An 18,326-nucleotide genomic window follows, 5' to 3' on the forward strand; every position below is an offset into this window, starting at 1 on the left:
TAATCAAGCTCGGAGATAGCTGGTTCTCCTCGAAAGCTATTTAGGTAGCGCCTCATGTATCACTGTAGGGGGTAGAGCACTGTTTCGGCTAGGGGGTCATCCCGACTTACCAAACCGATGCAAACTCCGAATACCTACAAGTGCCGAGCATGGGAGACACACGGCGGGTGCTAACGTCCGTCGTGAAAAGGGAAACAACCCAGACCGTCAGCTAAGGTCCCAAAGTTATGGTTAAGTGGGAAACGATGTGGGAAGGCTTAGACAGCTAGGAGGTTGGCTTAGAAGCAGCCACCCTTTAAAGAAAGCGTAATAGCTCACTAGTCGAGTCGGCCTGCGCGGAAGATGTAACGGGGCTCAAACCATACACCGAAGCTACGGGTATCACGCAAGTGATGCGGTAGAGGAGCGTTCTGTAAGCCTGTGAAGGTGAGTTGAGAAGCTTGCTGGAGGTATCAGAAGTGCGAATGCTGACATGAGTAACGACAATGGGTGTGAAAAACACCCACGCCGAAAGACCAAGGTTTCCTGCGCAACGTTAATCGACGCAGGGTTAGTCGGTCCCTAAGGCGAGGCTGAAAAGCGTAGTCGATGGAAAACAGGTTAATATTCCTGTACTTCTGGTTATTGCGATGGAGGGACGGAGAAGGCTAGGCCAGCTTGGCGTTGGTTGTCCAAGTTTAAGGTGGTAGGCTGAGATCTTAGGTAAATCCGGGATCTTAAGGCCGAGAGCTGATGACGAGTTACCCTTTGGGTGACGAAGTGGTTGATGCCATGCTTCCAAGAAAAGCTTCTAAGCTTCAGGTAACCAGGAACCGTACCCCAAACCGACACAGGTGGTTGGGTAGAGAATACCAAGGCGCTTGAGAGAACTCGGGTGAAGGAACTAGGCAAAATGGCACCGTAACTTCGGGAGAAGGTGCGCCGGTGAGGGTGAAGGACTTGCTCCGTAAGCTCATGCCGGTCGAAGATACCAGGCCGCTGCGACTGTTTATTAAAAACACAGCACTCTGCAAACACGAAAGTGGACGTATAGGGTGTGACGCCTGCCCGGTGCCGGAAGGTTAATTGATGGGGTTAGCTAACGCGAAGCTCTTGATCGAAGCCCCGGTAAACGGCGGCCGTAACTATAACGGTCCTAAGGTAGCGAAATTCCTTGTCGGGTAAGTTCCGACCTGCACGAATGGCGTAACGATGGCGGCGCTGTCTCCACCCGAGACTCAGTGAAATTGAAATCGCTGTGAAGATGCAGTGTATCCGCGGCTAGACGGAAAGACCCCGTGAACCTTTACTATAGCTTTGCACTGGACTTTGAATTTGCTTGTGTAGGATAGGTGGGAGGCTTTGAAGCGTGGACGCCAGTTCGCGTGGAGCCATCCTTGAAATACCACCCTGGCAACTTTGAGGTTCTAACTCAGGTCCGTTATCCGGATCGAGGACAGTGTATGGTGGGTAGTTTGACTGGGGCGGTCTCCTCCTAAAGAGTAACGGAGGAGTACGAAGGTGCGCTCAGACCGGTCGGAAATCGGTCGTAGAGTATAAAGGCAAAAGCGCGCTTGACTGCGAGACAGACACGTCGAGCAGGTACGAAAGTAGGTCTTAGTGATCCGGTGGTTCTGTATGGAAGGGCCATCGCTCAACGGATAAAAGGTACTCCGGGGATAACAGGCTGATACCGCCCAAGAGTTCATATCGACGGCGGTGTTTGGCACCTCGATGTCGGCTCATCACATCCTGGGGCTGAAGCCGGTCCCAAGGGTATGGCTGTTCGCCATTTAAAGTGGTACGCGAGCTGGGTTTAGAACGTCGTGAGACAGTTCGGTCCCTATCTGCCGTGGACGTTTGAGATTTGAGAGGGGCTGCTCCTAGTACGAGAGGACCGGAGTGGACGAACCTCTGGTGTTCCGGTTGTCACGCCAGTGGCATTGCCGGGTAGCTATGTTCGGGAAAGATAACCGCTGAAAGCATCTAAGCGGGAAACTTGCCTCAAGATGAGATCTCACTGGAACCTTGAGTTCCCTGAAGGGCCGTCGAAGACTACGACGTTGATAGGTTGGGTGTGTAAGCGCTGTGAGGCGTTGAGCTAACCAATACTAATTGCCCGTGAGGCTTGACCATATAACACCCAAGCAATTTGCAGGCTTTGAGCTGAAAAGCGAAAGGTCACCAGATTGCGGTGTGTGAAGACGAAACGAACCGAAAGTTCGAGAGAAACACACAAACTATCGCATACCCAATTTGCTGAAGCGTCGAAAGACGAGTCGGCACACCGAATTTCTTGACGACCATAGAGCGTTGGAACCACCTGATCCCATCCCGAACTCAGAAGTGAAACGATGCATCGCCGATGGTAGTGTGGGGTTTCCCCATGTGAGAGTAGGTCATCGTCAAGATTAAATTCCGAAACCCCAATTGCGAAAGCAGTTGGGGTTTTGTTTTGCCCGCAGGAAAGTTCCTACGACATGCAGGTGCCCCTTCCGGCTGTCACAGCCTGCCGACAGTGCTAAGGTTCTGCCCTGGCTTTTGTACTTTTCCAAGGAAGCTTTTATGCCGGACGCCTCGTCCCTCAACGCTGCATTCATGGTGGTCCAGAGCAATAGCCTGGACGAACTACGCAGCCTGGTGGTCAGCATCATGCGGCGCTATCCATTGGCGCCCTTGGAGAATGAAATCGCTCTGGTGCAGAGCAACGGTATCGCCCAGTGGCTGAAACTGGCTCTGGCTGAAGACCCTGAAGAGGATGACCTCGGTGGCTGCGGGATAGCCGCTGCCATCGATGTGCAACTCCCTGGCAGTTTCATGTGGCAGCTCTACCGTATGGTGTTGGGCCGCGACGAAATCCCGGCCACATCCCTGCTCGACAAAGCCCCGTTGACCTGGCGACTGATGCGCTTGTTGCCGCAGGTGATTGATCGCCCGCATTTTGAGCCGTTGCAACGCTTCCTTACTCATGACACCGATTTGCGCAAGCGCTACCAGTTGTCCGAACGCTTGGCGGACCTCTTTGACCAATACCAGGTGTATCGGGCTGATTGGCTCGAAGATTGGGCTGAAGGCCGGCACCAGTTACGCAATGTCAGAGGCGAGGTGAAGCCACTACCCCCCGTCAGTTGTTGGCAGGCTGAACTCTGGCGTGCGCTGTTGGAGGACGTGGGTGAACAGGGCATGGCGCAGAGTCGGGCCGGCGTTCACCAGCGATTTATCGAGCGCATAAACGCCCTCGAGCAGGCACCTGCGGGACTGCCATCGCGGGTGATCGTGTTCGGCATATCTTCATTGCCGGCCCAAGTGCTCGAAGCGTTGGCGGGACTTGCGCGTTTCAGCCAGGTGCTGCTGTGTGTGCATAACCCTTGCCGGCATCATTGGGCCGATATCGTCGCGGACAAGGATCTGCTGCGCCATCAATACAAGCGCCAAAGTCGCAAGACCGGAATGCCAGCGGTACTCGATCCCGATGCGTTGCATCAACACGCCCACCCGCTACTTGCCGCGTGGGGCAAGCAAGGTCGCGACTACATCAACCTGCTCGACAGTTATGACGACCCCAACAGCTATCGCGCTGCTTTTCGCGATGGGCGTATCGACCTGTTCAGTGAGAATCAGCCACAGAACCTGCTCAATCAGCTTCAGGACGATATCCTCGAATTGCGGCCACTCAACGAAACACGTGAATACTGGCCTGCTGTTGATCTCGAACACGACGAGTCCATCCGCTTTCACATTGCCCACAGCGCTCAGCGTGAAGTGGAGATCCTCCACGATCAGTTGCTCGCACGCTTCAGCGCCAATCCGGATCTGCGTCCACGCGATGTGATCGTGATGGTGCCGGACGTCGACAGCTATGCACCGCATATTCGGGCAGTCTTTGGTCAACTGGATCGGCATGATCCACGCTTCATCCCTTTCACCTTGGCCGACCAAGGGCAGCGCGGCCGGGACCCATTGCTGATTGCAGTCGAGCACCTGCTCAAATTGCCGGACAGTCGTTTCCCGGTCAGTGAGATCCTCGACCTGCTTGACGTTCCCGCACTACGCGCCCGTTTTGGCGTGCAAGAGCGTGATCTGCCAACGCTGCATCGCTGGATCGAAGGGGCGGGGGTGCGCTGGGGCATGAACGCCGAACAGCGTGCCGGTCTGGGCCTGCCGGATGAGCTGGAGCAGAACAGCTGGCATTTCGGCCTGCGGCGAATGCTGCTGGGGTACGCCGTCGGCAGCTCCAGCGCCTGCGCGGGTATTGAGCCTTATGATGAGATCGGTGGTCTTGATGCTGCGTTGATCGGGCCCTTGGTTGCTTTGCTCGACGCATTGGAACGGGCCCATCACGAGCTCACTCAGGCCGCTCAGCCCAAGGCGTGGGGCCTGCGTCTGCAAGTCCTGATGCAGTTGTTTTTCAAGGCCAGTAACGAGCACGACGATTATCTGCTGACGCAACTTGAAGAGCTGCGCGAGACCTGGCTGAAAACCTGCGAGTCCGTAGGGTTGGTCGATGAACTGCCGTTGACGGTGGTCCGAGAAGCCTGGCTCGCGGGACTGGATCAAGGGCGCCTCTCTCAGCGTTTTCTCGCCGGTGCGGTAAACTTTTGCACGCTGATGCCCATGCGGGCGATCCCGTTCAAACTCGTCTGTTTGCTGGGGATGAACGATGGCGACTACCCCCGGGCGCAACCGCCGCTGGACTTCGACCTCATGGGCAGTGATTACCGTCCAGGGGACCGTTCGCGGCGTGAAGACGATCGCTATCTGTTGCTCGAAGCGCTGCTGTCTGCACGTGATCAGCTGTACATCAGTTGGGTCGGGCGCAGTATTCGCGACAACAGTGAGCGTCCCGCGTCGGTGCTGATCGGCCAGTTGCGCGACCACCTTGCCAGCGGCTGGCGGTTGCTCGATGAACAGCAGGATCTGTTGAGCGCCATGACCGAGGAGCATCCACTGCAACCGTTCAGCTCACGCTATTTCCATGAAGGCGATCAGCTGTTCAGCTATGCCCGTGAATGGCAGGTTTTACACCAACTCCATGAGTCGCAACACGAAGCGCAATTACTGGCGCCGCATGTTCAAGAAGAACCATTGAGCCTGGCCTTGCTGCAGGACTTCCTGCGTAATCCGATCCGGCACTTTTTCACTCAGCGACTCAAAGTGTATTTCGAGGCCGCTGAGGCCCCGCTGGCTGACGAAGAACCTTTTGTGCTCGATGCGTTGCAGCGCTACACACTGAGCGACAGCCTGCTCGAAGCCGCACTCAGGCAGCCACACAATGTCGATCGTGCGCTTGAGGATCAGGCCCGGCGTCTGCAAAACAGTGGCTTGCTGCCCATGGCCGGTTTCGGTGAATGTCTCCAGAGGGAGTTGATCGAGCCGTTACCGGACTTGCTGCAACGTTACCAACAGCTTCTGGCGTTGTGGCCAACGCCCTTGACCAGTGCGATCCCGGTCAATCTTGAATTGCAGGGTGTACGCGTTGAAGGTTGGCTTGCCGGTTTGCATCAACGAGCGGACGGTGAGGTGTTGTCGGTCACGACCATTCCCAACAGCATCGGCTCGATCAAAAGTCGAAAATGGCATCGGTTGACCAAACCCTGGGTCAATCACCTGGTGGCTTGCGCGAGCGGGCTCACGCTGAGCACGGCGTTGGTGGCGAGTGACGATACGTTGCTGCTTGAGCCGATGGAGCAGGACAGGGCTGTGCGTTTCCTTGGTGATCTGCTGCTCGCCTGGCAGGCCGGTATGCGCCAGCCACTGCCGGTTGCGGTAAAGACCGCCTTCGCCTGGCTTGCGCAGACTGACCCGCTCAAGGCCGACGCTGCTGCCCGAAAAGCCTACGAAGGCGACGGCCAGAACAGCGAAGGCGAGCGCCGCGAGAGCCCTGCGCTTTCCCGACAATTCGCCGACTTCGATGCATTGATTGCCGACGAAACGTTCTCCGGTTGGTGCGACGCGTTGTATCGCCCCTTGTACGAAGCGCCCTGGCGCTCATTGACCAGCGAAGGGGCACGCACATGAGCGGCAAGACACCTCTGGCCCTGGCATTCCCGCTGCACGGCAGTCAGCTCATCGAAGCCAGCGCCGGTACCGGCAAGACCTTTACCATTTCTGCTCTGTATCTGCGTCTGATCCTTGGGCACGGCGGCGAGTCGAACGGCTTTGGCCGAGAACTGCTACCACCGCAGATTCTCGTGGTGACCTTCACCGATGCCGCCACCAAAGAACTGCGTGAACGAATCCGTACACGGCTAGCCGAGGCCGCGCGATTTTTCCGGGAGGAGACCCCTGCACCGGACGGACTGATCGACGAACTGCGTGAGCAATTCGACCCTGCACAATGGCCCGGCTGCGCCAATCGTCTGGACATCGCCGCGCAATGGATGGATGAAGCGGCTGTCTCGACCATTCACAGTTGGTGCCAGCGCATGCTGCGCGAACACGCGTTCGACAGTGGCAGCCTGTTTACCCAGTCCCTGGAAACCGATCACAGCGATCTGCTCGGGGAAGTGTTGCGCGATTACTGGCGACTGTTTTGTTACCCGATGCAGGGAGATGCGCTGAACTGGGTGCGTGGCAACTGGGGCGGGCCGGCCGCGTTGTTGCCACGGGTGCGCAGTTTGTTTGGCAGTGAGCGCGACAACGATGAAGGCAAGTCACCTGCGGAGTTGATCGAAGATTGCCTGCAGGAACGGCGTGCTGCGTTGCTCGAACTGAAGATGCCATGGCGTCAGTGGGCAGACGAGCTGCTGGTGATCTGTCATGAGGGCGTTGCGAGCAAAGCGGTCGACGGGCGCAAGATGCAGGCGCGCTACTTCGAGCCCTGGTTCGAGAAGCTCAAGGCCTGGGCCGAAGACGAGGCCATGGAGCAACTGGACATCGGCACCGGTTTCACCCGACTGACCCCTGACGGGATGGCCGAAGCCTGGAAGGGCCAGGCACCGAGCCATCCGGGTCTGGACGCGATGCCAGGCCTCAAGTCGCGTCTCGATGCACTGCCGACCCCCGACGCTGCTGTTCTGCAGCACGCGGCAAGATGGGTGGGCGCACGCTTTGAGGAAGAGAAGCGGCGCCGTGCGGAGATGGGGTTCGACGATATGCTGTTGCGCCTCGATGCGGCGTTGCAATCGGACAGCGGCGAGCGCTTGGCAGCGGTGATCCGCGAGCAGTTTCCGGTAGCGTTGATCGATGAGTTTCAGGACACCGACCCGGTGCAATACCGGATCTTCGAGAGCATCTACCGCATCGAAGACAACAGTCCAGACACCGGTCTGTTCCTGATCGGCGACCCGAAACAGGCGATTTACGCGTTCCGTGGCGCCGATATCTACACCTACCTGCGTGCGCGCCAGGCCACCACCGGCCGCCTGCATACGCTGGGCACCAACTTCCGCTCCAGCCATGGCATGGTCAACGCGGTCAATCATGTATTTGAACGCGCCGAGTCCCGTGAGCAGGGACGCGGCGCGTTTTTGTTTCGGGAAAAAAACGGGGAAAACCCGGTGCCCTTCCAGCCAGTTGAGTCTCAGGGGCGCAAAGAACGGCTGCAGATTGCCGGCCAGGATGTCGCGGCGTTGAACGTCTGGCACCTGCGGACGGACCAGCCTCTCTCAGGCGCAGTCTATCGCCAGCAGTTGGCGGCGGCCTGTGCCAGCGAAATCACTGTATTGCTCAATGGCGGACAAACCGGTGCGGTGGGATTCGTTCAGGAAGGAGAAAGCTTCAGAGGCTTGCGGCCTTCCGATATCGCGATTCTGGTACGCGACGGCAAAGAGGCCCAGGCCATACGCGCAGAGCTCGCCAGCCGTGGGGTGCGCAGTGTTTATCTGTCGGACAAGGACTCGGTCTTTGCCGCTCAGGAAGCACATGACCTGCTGTCCTGGCTCAAGGCCTGCGCCGAGCCGGATGTCGAGCGTTCGCTGAAGGCTGCACTGGCCTGCATCACCCTCAATCTGCCGTTGGCTGAACTGGAGCGATTGAATCAGGACGAGTTGGTCTGGGAAGCCCGGGTCATGCAGTTCCGTGGTTATCGCGAACTGTGGCGCAAGCAAGGTGTGCTGCCGATGTTGCGGCGCCTGCTTCACGACTTCCATTTGCCGCAGACGCTGATCGCACGCAGTGATGGCGAACGGGTGCTGACCAACCTTTTGCACTTGTCGGAACTGATGCAACAGGCCGCAGCAGAACTCGATGGCGAGCAGGCGCTGATTCGTCATCTGGGAGAATTGCTGGCGTTGTCCGGTCAGGCCGGTGAAGAGCAGATATTGCGTCTTGAGAGTGACGAGCAACTGGTCAAGGTGGTGACTATCCACAAGTCGAAAGGGCTTGAGTATCCGTTGGTGTTCCTGCCTTTCATCTGCTCGGCAAAACCTGTGGATGGCAGCCGCTTGCCACTGCATTACCACGATCCCGCCGGCAAGGCTCAGGTGAGCCTGAAGCCGACTGCCGAGTTGATCGCCCTGGCGGACGCTGAGCGTCTGGCCGAAGATCTGCGCCTGCTCTACGTCGCCCTGACTCGCGCGCAACATGCCTGCTGGCTGGGTGTCGCGGATCTCAAACGCGGCAATAACAACAGTTCGGTACTTCACCTTTCGGCGCTTGGTTATTTGCTGGGTGGCGGTGAAACACTGGGTGAATCAATCGGCCTGAGCCGTTGGCTGCTGGACCTGCAGCAGGACTGTGCGGCCATATGCACGGGGGAGATGCCGCAAGCTACAGACGGGTTTTATCGCCCCGAGCGCAACGAGGCGATCCTCAGTGCCACCTTGGTACCCAAGCGCAAAGCCAGTGAGAACTGGTGGATTGCCTCCTACAGTGCCTTGCGCATCAGCGACGTGCTGAGCGTCGGCAGTGATGAGGCGCCTGACAGTCCACAGGCGCAAAAGCTGTTCGATGATGAACGTCTCGACCCGGATGCACCGCATGAGATCATCGCCGGCGGTGCCGATATTCATCGATTCCCCCGTGGACCTAACCCGGGCACTTTTCTCCATGGCTTGCTGGAGTGGGCCGGGGATGAAGGTTTCGCCGTCTCCTTCGAGACGCTCAAGGATGCGATTGGCCGGCGCTGCAACCTGCGCGGCTGGGAGGGCTGGATTACCACCCTGAGTGAGTGGCTGCACCACCTGCTCAAATCTTCGTTGCCGACAGGTGGTGGGCAGCCTCCGGTGGTTCTCGAGCAACTGAAGCAGTACCGCGTCGAGATGGAGTTCTGGTTTGCCAGTCACAGGGTCGATGTACTCAAACTTGACGAGTGGGTGCGCCAGTACACCCACAATGGCGTGGCACGGGTGGCCGCCGAGCCTGTGCAACTCAACGGCATGTTCAAAGGCTTCATCGACCTGACCTTCGAACACGAGGGCCGTTATTACGTGGCCGACTACAAATCCAACTGGCTGGGCGTCGATGATGCGGCCTATACCGAGCAAGCCATGGAGCGCTCGATCCTCGACAACCGTTACGACCTGCAATACGTGCTGTACCTGTTGGCGTTGCATAGACAGTTGAAGGCGCGACTACCTGACTATGATTACGATCGACATGTCGGTGGTGCGTTGTATGTGTTTCTGCGAGGGACTCGGGCAGACAGTCGCGGCGTGTATTTTGCGCGCCCGCCACGAGAGCTGATCGAGCGTCTGGATCGCCTGTTCCAGGGCAAACCGGAACCCAAGGCCGAGCCCGCATGGGAACAGGGAGTCCTGCTATGAACCGTACCTTCGCCGATCTGTCAGCTGGAGTCGACAATCCGTCGAGCCTGGCGCCGCTGACGAGTGCCTCAGATCTGCTGATCTTGCTCGATCGCTGGGTCGATCGTGGCTGGCTTCGTTCGCTGGACAAAGCCTTCGTCGGTTTTCTGCACGAGCTCGCGCCCGAGTCAGATCCGCTGGTGTTGCTCGCGGCTGCGCTGACCAGCCATCAACTGGGTCACGGGCATGTTTGCCTCGACGTGTTCGAAACCCTCAAGGCACCGGATTTTGCCCTGTCGCTGCCTCCCGAAGGCGATGTGCAGAGTGGCGTATTGCTGCTGCCGTCGCAGTTGCTTGAAACGCTGGATGGCGCTCACTGGTGCAAGGCGTTGGCTAGCAGCGCTCTGGTTGCGTTGGCAGCGGACAACAGCGCCACGGCGCACCAGCGTCCGTTGGTGCTGTCCGGCAAGCGTTTGTATCTGCGACGCTATTGGGCGTATGAGCGGCGTATCGATGCAGCGTTACGCACACGTCTGGCTCAAGGCGAAACGCCACCCGATGATCTACCCCTGCGTCTCGACGAGTTGTTCGGCTCCGCCCGGTCGGGTGCAGTGATCGACTGGCAGAAACTCGCCTGTGCCCTTGCCACTCGCGGAGCCTTCAGCATCATCACGGGGGGGCCGGGCACCGGCAAGACCACCACGGTGGTGCGCCTGCTCGCGCTGCTTCAGGCTCCGGCGGTGGAAGCCGGTCAGCCGTTGCGCATTCGTCTGGCGGCGCCGACCGGCAAGGCCGCGGCGCGCTTGACTGAGTCCATCAGTCAGCAAGTGCAGTCGCTGAAGGTCGCCGAAGCCGTGCGCGAGAAAATCCCCTGCGATGTGACCACCGTGCATCGCCTGCTGGGCAGCCGTCCGGGGACCCGACACTTCCGTCACCATGCCGGTAACCGCTTGCCGCTGGATGTGCTGGTGGTCGATGAAGCCTCGATGATCGACCTCGAGATGATGGCCAATCTGCTCGACGCGTTGCCACCGCATGCGCGTCTGGTGTTGCTCGGCGACAAGGATCAGCTCGCTTCGGTGGAGGCCGGCGCGGTGCTGGGTGATCTGTGCCGCGATGCCGAGGCAGGCTGGTACAACCCGCAGACCCGGCAGTGGCTGGAGTCGGTCAGTGGAGAGTCCTTGGAGGGCAGTGGCCTGCAAGAGGATCGCGACGGCTCACATCCGCTGGCCCAGCAACTGGTGATGCTGCGTCATTCCCGGCGCTTCGGTGAAGGCAGCGGCATTGGTCAGCTTGCGCGTCGGGTCAATCAGCAGTTGCCCGATGAGGCGCGTCAGTTGCTGGCGGCCGGTCACTTCGACGATGTATTTTCGCTGCGGCTCAATGGCGAGTACGACCACAAGCTTGAACGCCTTGTGCTTGAAGGTCATGGTGATGGTCCGCAGGGCTATCGCCACTACCTGAACGTGCTGCGCAATCAACGCCCGCCGGGAGGCAGGCCGCTGGAGCATCCGGACTGGATCAACTGGGCCCGGGATGTGTTGCAGGCGTTCGATACTTTCCAGTTGTTGTGCGCCGTGCGCAAGGGACCCTGGGGCGTTGAAGGGCTGAATCTGCGGATCACCGAAGCCCTGCTCAAGGCGCGCCTGATTGAGCATGACCAGCAATGGTACGAAGGCCGGCCGGTGCTGATGACCCGTAACGACTATGGTCTGGGCCTGATGAACGGCGATATCGGCATCGCCCTCAAGTTGCCCGAGCGCGAAGGCCCAGAGGCTGGAAAACCGGTACTGCGCGTCGCCTTTCCGCGCAACGATGGTCAGGGCGGCGTGCGTTTCGTACTGCCGAGCCGACTCAACGACGTTGAAACGGTGTACGCGATGACCGTACACAAATCCCAGGGCTCGGAATTCGCCCATACGGCGCTGATCCTCCCGGATGCCTTGAATCCGGTGTTGACCAAGGAGTTGATCTACACCGGCATTACCCGGGCCAAGCATTGGTTCACCTTGATTGAACCCCGGGCCGGAGTGTTCGAGGAGGCGGTGCAGCGCAAGGTCAAGCGCCTGAGCGGACTGATGCTGGAACTGGAGGAGGGCGGCGAGGCTCAAGGATGAAAAGACAGGCGTTTGGTGCCGATTACTGACCAGTCGGTCAGAGGGCGCTGTCTCGCTGGTGTTACTCCGCTGTGCTATCGTTGCGGCATCATTTCGGTACGATCCAAGAGAATCCCTGCATGAAGGTGGCTGTCTGGGCGACAGAGCGCGTGGTTCGCTGCAAGCACGCATTGCTTGTCGGTCTGCTCTGTTTGCTGACGGACGCTGCCATCGCGCAGCCACAAACGCCGGCGGGCCTGGCCGAACAACGCGCCCAGGCAGTGACGCAGGTCGTGCTTGGCATCCTCAGCTACGCACGCTGGCCGGTTGAACCTGCGCAATTGCGCCTGTGCATTGTCGGCCCCACGGAATACACCGACGATCTGGTCAAAGGTACAACGCAGGCCACTGGTCGGCCGGTCGCGGTACGTCGACTGCTGGCCGACAACCCGGCCATCGTCAGCGAATGCGATGCGGTGTACATCGGCAAGCTCACGGCCGATGAGCGCAGCAGGCTTTTCGCATCATTGATCGGTCATCCGGTGCTGAGTATCAGTGAAGGTGGTGATCAGTGCACGGTCGGTAGCCTGTTCTGCCTGCGGGTCGGCGATGAGCAGGTTTCCTTCGAGGTCAATCTCGACTCCGTCGCCCGCAGTGGTGTGCGCATCCACCCGAGCGTACTGCAGTTGTCGCGCCGCAAACCGGCGGCGCCATGAAACTGTTCAGTTCCAGAAGCCGCCCGACGCTGGGATCGGTCATCGGCCGTGGACATTTGACTGTCGCGCTGGTGGCCGTGGCGATGGCCAGCGTGTCGCTGACCCTGCTGGGCGTTCTCGCGTTGCGGGTCTACGCCGACCACAACCTGCAGCTCATTGCGCGCTCGATCAGCTACACCGTGGAAGCGGCGGTAGTGTTCAACGACAAGGCCGCCGCGACTGAAGCGCTGGCCTTGATCGCTTCCACCGAAGAGGTGGCGGACGCGCAGGTTTTTGATGCGCAGGGCCAGTTGCTGGCGCGTTGGCAGCGGCCCGAGAACGGTCTGTTCTCCGAGCTGGAAATGCAGATCACGCGCACCGTTCTGGAAAAACCGGTCAGCCTGCCGATCGTGCATCAGGATCGCGAGATCGGACACATTCTGCTGGTCGGTCATGGCGGCAGCCTCATGCGCTTCTTGCTGAGCGGTCTGGCGGGGATCGTCCTCTGTACTGCGATCAGTGCCTGGGTCGCGCTGTATCTGGCGCGCCGGCAATTACGTGGTATTACCGGACCGTTGCGCAGTCTCGCGGCGGTGGCCCACGCTGCCCGCAGCGAGCGCGCGCTGGATCGACGCGTACCGCCGGCACAGATCGCCGAACTCGATAACCTCGGCAACGACTTCAATGCCCTGCTCGACGAACTCGAATCCTGGCAGACCCATCTGCAAAGCGAGAACGAAACCCTCGCCCATCAGGCCAGCCACGACAGTCTCACCGGCTTGCCGAACCGGGCATTTTTCGAGGGCCGGCTGATTCGCGCCTTGCGTCATGCCAGCAAGCTCAACGAGCGGGTGGCGGTGCTGTTTCTCGACAGCGATCGCTTCAAAGGCATCAATGACAACTTCGGTCACGCCGCCGGCGATGCAGTGCTGGTGGCGGTCGCCAATCGGGTGCGCGCGCAACTGCGCGAGGAAGATCTGGTGGCACGGTTGGGCGGTGATGAGTTCGCCGTGCTGCTCGCGCCGCTGCACAAGATCGAAGACGCCGAGCGCATTGCCGACAAGATTCTCGCCAGCATGGACATGCCCATCGCGCTGCCGGGTGACACCAGTGTGGTGACGTCGCTCAGTATCGGCATTGCGGTTTTCCCCGATCATGGCGTCACACCGGGTGCCTTGCTCAATGCCGCCGACGCCGCGATGTACCAGGCCAAGCGCCTGTCGCGCGGCGCTCAATTCACTGCCGGGTCGGAGAACCCGGTCGTCAATCTTCAAACCAGGAGCTAATACCCGTGTTTACATTTCCCGCTCGATTGTTTTCCACCTTGCTGATGATCGCCGTACTGGCGCTGACCGGTTGCCAGACCGCACCGCCAAAAGGCCTGACGCCTGCGCAGATCGCCGTACTCAAACAACAGGGCTTCGAGCCGACCGACGAGGGCTGGGAGTTTGGCCTGTCGGGCAAAGTGCTGTTTGGCAGCGATATTGAAAGCCTGAACCGCCAGAGCACCGATATTGTCGAGCGAATCGGCAAGGCACTGGTCGGTGTCGGCATCGAACGGGTACGGGTCGACGGCCACACCGATGCGTCGGGCAAGGAAACCTACAACCAACAACTGTCACTGCGCCGGGCCAAGAGTGTGGCCAAGGTGCTGACCACGGTCGGCATGAAGGAAGAAAACATCCAGTTGCAGGGGCTGGGCAGCAGCGAGCCGGTGGCGTCCAACAGCACTTCCGCCGGACGCACCGAAAACCGCCGGGTGTCGATTGTGGTCAGCGCCGATTAATCGGCAAACCGCATCTCCCGCGTCTGTCCCATCAACAGACCCTGATTGCGCTCGGTCACCTCGCGGATGTAATCCCACAACAGGGTGATCCGCTTGAGCTTGCGCAAATCCTCCCGGCAGTACATCCAGAACTGCCGGGTGATGTCGATTTCTTCGGGCAACACCGGCAGCAGGCGCGGGTCCTGCGCGGCGAGGAAGCACGGCAGAATCGCCAGAGAACGGCCCTGCTGTGCCGCGACGAACTGCGCGATCACGCTGGTGCTGCGCAGATGTGCGTTGGCGCCCGGCAGCACGTTAGCCAGGTAGAGCAGCTCCGAGCTGAACGCCAGGTCATCCACATAACTGATGAATTGATGCTTGCCCAAGTCTGCCGGGCGGCGGATCGGTGGGTGTTTGTCGAGGTAGTCCTGAGTTGCATAGAGCTGCAAACGGTAGTCGCAGAGTTTGCAGCAGACGTACGGCCCGTGTTCCGGACGCTCCAGGGCGATGACGATATCGGCTTCGCGTTTGGACAGGCTGATGAAGTGCGGCAGCGGCAGGATGTCCACGGATATCGCCGGGTAGGCGTCGACGAAATGGCTCAGCTGCGGGGTGATGAAAAAGCTGCCGAAGCCCTCGGTGCAGCCCATGCGCACATGCCCCGATAGTGCCACGCCGGAGCCTGATACCTGTTCACAAGCCATGTGCAGCGTGCTTTCAATCGACTCGGCATAACCCAGCAGACGCTGGCCTTCGGTGGTCAGCACGAAACCGCTGGTGCGCGACTTCTCGAACAGCAGTGTGCCCAATGCCGCTTCCAGCGAGCTGATGCGTCGCGACACGGTGGTGTAGTCGACGGCGAGCCGTTTGGCCGCGGTGCTGGCCTTGCGGGTGCGGGCGACTTCGAGGAAAAACTTGAGGTCATCCCAGTTCAGAGACCCCAGAGAGGTGATGTTTTTTTGCATGATGGACGGGCTTATATGTGCGTTCTTATTAGAAGTTTGCACATCTATACTCCAAAAACAGTCCGACAACCAATTCGTGACACACGCCTCATCTCAAGGCGAACCTTTCGCCTTGGCTCCTACGATAAAAACAAGTTTCGGAGACCAGCATGAACGCATCGCTTACGCCCAACGAAACCACGGTCCAGAAGGTCAAGCTGCTGATCGACGGCGAGTGGGTCGAATCGCAGACCACCGAGTGGCATGACATCGTCAACCCGGCGACCCAGCAAGTGCTGGCCAAGGTGCCGTTCGCCACTGCCGCTGAAGTCGATGCCGCCATCAGTGCCGCACATCGCGCGTTCCAGACCTGGAAACTGACCCCGATCGGCGCACGAATGCGCATCATGCTCAAGCTGCAGGCGCTGATCCGCGAGCATTCCAAACGCATCGCCGTAGTCCTGAGCGCCGAGCAGGGCAAAACCATTGCCGACGCCGAGGGCGATATTTTCCGTGGCCTGGAAGTGGTCGAGCACGCCTGCTCCATCGGCACGCTGCAAATGGGCGAATTCGCCGAAAACGTCGCGGGCGGCGTCGATACCTACACGCTGCGCCAGCCGATCGGCGTGTGCGCCGGCATCACCCCGTTCAACTTCCCGGCGATGATTCCGCTGTGGATGTTCCCGATGGCGATTGCCTGCGGTAACACCTTCGTCTTGAAGCCTTCGGAACAGGATCCGCTGTCGACCATGCTGCTGGTGGAGCTGGCGATCGAGGCCGGCGTTCCGGCAGGCGTGCTCAACGTGGTTCACGGCGGTAAAGACGTGGTAGATGGCCTGTGCACCCACAAGGACATCAAGGCGGTATCGTTCGTCGGTTCGACTGCGGTCGGCACCCACGTTTACGACCTGGCCGGCAAACACGGCAAACGCGTGCAATCGATGATGGGTGCGAAGAACCACGCCGTGGTGCTGCCGGATGCCAATCGCGAGCAAGCGCTGAATGCCTTGGTCGGTGCCGGTTTCGGTGCGGCCGGGCAACGTTGTATGGCCACTTCGGTGGTGGTGCTGGTCGGTGCAGCGAAACAATGGTTGCCGGACCTGAAAGCGCTGGCGCAGAAACTCAAGGTCAACGCCGGCAGCGAGGCGGGCACGGATGTTGGCCCGGTGATCTCGAAGAAAGCCAAGGCGCGGATTCTCGACCTGATCGAAAGCGGCATCAAGGAAGGCGCCAAGCTTGAGCTGGACGGTCGCGACATCAAGGTGCCGGGTTACGAGCAAGGCAACTTCGTTGGCCCGACCCTGTTCTCGGGCGTGACTACCGACATGCAGATCTACACCCAGGAAATCTTCGGCCCGGTGCTGGTGGTGCTGGAAGTCGATACCCTTGATCAGGCGATTGCACTGGTCAACGCCAACCCGTTCGGCAACGGCACGGGCCTGTTCACCCAGAGCGGTGCAGCGGCGCGTAAATTCCAGAGCGAAATCGATGTTGGCCAGGTCGGTATCAACATTCCGATCCCTGTGCCGGTGCCGTTCTTCAGCTTCACCGGTTCGCGCGGTTCGAAACTCGGCGACCTCGGTCCGTATGGCAAACAAGTGGTGCAGTTCTACACGCAGACCAAAACGGTTACGGCGCGCTGGTTCGATGACGACAGCGTCAACGACGGCGTGAACACCACCATCAACCTGCGCTGAGGACTGGCCATGAAAATCGCATTTATCGGTCTGGGCAACATGGGTGCGCCGATGGCGCGCAACCTGATCAAGGCCGGCCATTCGCTGAACCTGGTGGATCTGAACAAGACTGTGCTGGCCGAGCTGGAGCTACTGGGCGGGACCATTCGCGCCTCGGCCCGTGAAGCGGCCGAAGACGCCGAACTGGTGATCACCATGCTCCCGGCGGCGGTGCATGTACGCAGCGTCTGGCTCGGTGAGGACGGTGTGCTCGCCGGCATCGGCAAAGGCGTGCCGGCGGTGGACTGCAGCACCATCGATCCGCAGACTGCTCGCGATGTCGCGGCCGCAGCAGCCAGCCAAGGCGTGGCCATGGCCGATGCACCGGTTTCCGGTGGCACCGGTGGCGCGACCGCGGGCACGCTGACCTTCATGGTCGGCGCGACGCCAGCGCTGTTCACCACCCTGCAACCGGTGCTGGCACAGATGGGGCGCAACATCGTGCATTGCGGTGAAGTCGGCACCGGGCAAATCGCCAAAATCTGCAACAACCTGCTGCTGGCGATCTCGATGGTCGGCGTCAGCGAAGCCATGGCGCTGGGCGATGCGCTGGGGATCGACACCTCGGTGCTAGCCGGCATCATCAACAGTTCGACCGGGCGTTGCTGGAGTTCGGAAATGTACAACCCGTGGCCGGGCATCGTCGAAACGGCGCCGGCCTCGCGCGGGTATACCGGCGGTTTCGGTGCTGAACTGATGCTCAAGGATCTGGGGCTGGCGACTGAAGCGGCGCGTCAGGCGCACCAACCGGTGGTGCTCGGTGCGGTGGCGCAACAGTTGTATCAGGCGATGAGCCAGCGCGGAGAAGGTGGCAAGGATTTCTCGGCGATCATCAACAGCTATCGAAAGCCGCAGTAATCACAGTTTCACCGGCACCACAGCGGTGGTGCCAATCGGAATGCAGCAGGTGTTGCCGGGAAATCACGTCGGGTGGTTTCCCGGCTTTTTTGCATCAGGCGAAGACGAAATATTTGCGCACGGTCTCGACCACTTCCCAAGTGCCTTTCATCCCCGGCTCAACCACGAAGATGTCGCCGGCGCGCAGGTGAATCGGCGCCATGCCGTCCGGGGTGATGATGCAGTAGCCTTCCTGGAAGTGGCAGTACTCCCACTTCACGTAGTCGACCCGCCACTTGCCCGGCGTGCAGATCCAAGTGCCCATGATCTTGCTGCCGTCTTCGCTGGTGTAGGCGTTGAGGTTGACGGTGTGCGGATCGCCTTCGAGTTTTTCCCATTTACAGGCATCGAGTACCGGCAGCGGGTGGGTGTCGCGCAGAACGGTGATGGGGGCGGTCGCGGTCATGAGAACTCCGGGCAGTGGGCGGATGGCAAAGAAACCAAGTCACACCCTATAGCGCCCGGTCGCCGCTCAGTTGTCTGTACTCGACATCGAGCTGCTCAGAAACGCGCAAACCGTTACAGACTCTT

General features: G+C 59.8%; 10 protein-coding genes and 2 rRNA genes (1 of these 12 cut by a window edge). 10 read left to right on the forward strand and 2 right to left on the reverse strand.

All coding sequences use genetic code 11. From position 1 onward, the window contains the following. From AC0J41_RS01765 to yfiB, 8 genes are all read left to right on the forward strand, one after another. A 23S ribosomal RNA gene (locus AC0J41_RS01765) occupies positions 1-2,115 on the forward strand; it begins 777 nt to the left of the window's first position. A 159-nt stretch (positions 2,116-2,274) separates the two neighbouring features. Next, positions 2,275-2,390, forward strand: a 5S ribosomal RNA gene (gene rrf, locus AC0J41_RS01770). Positions 2,391-2,544: 154 nt separating this feature from the next. Continuing rightward, complete coding sequence (gene recC / locus AC0J41_RS01775; protein ID WP_473014406.1) at positions 2,545-5,997, forward strand: exodeoxyribonuclease V subunit gamma; 3,453 nt, start codon at positions 2,545-2,547, stop codon at positions 5,995-5,997. After that, positions 5,994-9,683: an exodeoxyribonuclease V subunit beta gene (gene recB / locus AC0J41_RS01780; RefSeq protein ID WP_473014407.1), complete on the forward strand. Its 3,690-nt coding sequence runs from the start codon at positions 5,994-5,996 to the stop codon at positions 9,681-9,683. Before recC ends, recB begins: the two co-directional genes overlap by 4 nt. Beyond that, a complete protein-coding gene (recD, locus tag AC0J41_RS01785; RefSeq protein ID WP_473014408.1) occupies positions 9,680-11,779 on the forward strand; it encodes an exodeoxyribonuclease V subunit alpha in 2,100 nt (699 codons plus the stop codon). The genes recB and recD overlap by 4 nt, the downstream gene beginning before the upstream one ends. Before the next feature lie 119 nt (positions 11,780-11,898). Beyond that, complete coding sequence (yfiR, locus tag AC0J41_RS01790) at positions 11,899-12,474, forward strand: regulatory sequestration protein YfiR (protein ID WP_025110545.1); 576 nt, start codon at positions 11,899-11,901, stop codon at positions 12,472-12,474. Further along, complete coding sequence (gene dgcN / locus AC0J41_RS01795) at positions 12,471-13,739, forward strand: diguanylate cyclase DgcN/YfiN (protein ID WP_025110544.1); 1,269 nt, start codon at positions 12,471-12,473, stop codon at positions 13,737-13,739. Before yfiR ends, dgcN begins: the two co-directional genes overlap by 4 nt. A 5-nt stretch (positions 13,740-13,744) precedes the next feature. Further along, a complete protein-coding gene (gene yfiB, locus AC0J41_RS01800; RefSeq protein ID WP_025110543.1) occupies positions 13,745-14,239 on the forward strand; it encodes an outer membrane lipoprotein YfiB in 495 nt (164 codons plus the stop codon). Here yfiB and AC0J41_RS01805 read toward each other — a convergent pair. Next, positions 14,236-15,183: a LysR family transcriptional regulator gene (locus tag AC0J41_RS01805; RefSeq protein ID WP_424798841.1), complete on the reverse strand. Its 948-nt coding sequence runs from the start codon at positions 15,181-15,183 to the stop codon at positions 14,236-14,238. The two genes, yfiB and AC0J41_RS01805, sit on opposite strands and share 4 nt — an antisense overlap. A 149-nt stretch (positions 15,184-15,332) precedes the next feature. Between AC0J41_RS01805 and AC0J41_RS01810 the strand changes: the two genes are divergently transcribed. Continuing rightward, entirely contained in the window at positions 15,333-16,859 is a 1,527-nt protein-coding gene (locus AC0J41_RS01810; RefSeq protein ID WP_025110541.1) for a CoA-acylating methylmalonate-semialdehyde dehydrogenase, read from the forward strand. Positions 16,860-16,868: 9 nt separating this feature from the next. Beyond that, entirely contained in the window at positions 16,869-17,756 is an 888-nt protein-coding gene (gene mmsB / locus AC0J41_RS01815; protein ID WP_473014409.1) for a 3-hydroxyisobutyrate dehydrogenase, read from the forward strand. Positions 17,757-17,850: 94 nt separating this feature from the next. Here mmsB and AC0J41_RS01820 read toward each other — a convergent pair whose 3' ends face one another. Continuing rightward, complete coding sequence (locus AC0J41_RS01820; protein ID WP_003221437.1) at positions 17,851-18,201, reverse strand: cupin domain-containing protein; 351 nt, start codon at positions 18,199-18,201, stop codon at positions 17,851-17,853. Positions 18,202-18,326 lie beyond the last annotated feature (125 nt).

This window comes from Pseudomonas sp. Arb-4-2C, assembly GCF_055755015.1.